The organism is Staphylococcus sp. HMSC62D11, assembly GCF_001839145.1.
Lineage (GTDB): Bacteria > Bacillota > Bacilli > Staphylococcales > Staphylococcaceae > Staphylococcus > Staphylococcus lugdunensis.
Genome location: NZ_KV840186.1, coordinates 1 through 585 on the forward strand (window position 1 = coordinate 1; position 585 = coordinate 585).

The 585-nt window shown below is 40.7% G+C and carries 1 protein-coding gene; it reads left to right on the forward strand.

The window, feature by feature from the left end:
* Nucleotides 1–585 (forward strand): Rib/alpha-like domain-containing protein (locus HMPREF3267_RS06380; RefSeq protein WP_256323867.1); only part of this gene is annotated, 585 nt, incomplete at both ends.

Consider the following 585-nt stretch of genomic DNA (forward strand, 5'->3'; position numbering starts at 1 on the left):
TGGATGTGCCAGTAACAGTGAAAGAACAACCAGATAAAGACAAATATGAACCAACTACTAAACCAATTACTAAATCATTTGGTACGCCAACGACAGCAGATGAAGTCCAAAAAGCAGTAACGGTACCAGGTTTCCCAAGCTCGAAAGGTACACCAGTAGTAACAGTAGATAATCCAAGCACATTGCCAAATGGTCAAACACCGGGCACATATACAGTGCCGGTAACAGTAACATATCCAGATGGTACAAAAGACCATACCAATGTTACTGTTAATGTTGGCGATCCAGATAGCGGAAAATATGAACCGAAAGTGACACCAATCACAAAAGATTTTGGTACACCGACAACAACGGATGACGTAACAAAAGCAGTGACCGTGCCAAACTATCCAAGTGATAAACCAGCACCAAAAGTAAGTGTAGATGATCCAAGTACATTACCGAACGGTAAAACACCAGGAGAATACACAGTACCAGTGACAGTGACATATCCAGATGGCACAAAAGATCATGTCAATGTACCTGTAAAAGTTGGAAATCCAGATAGTAGTAAATATGAACCAAAAGTAACGCCAATCACAAAAG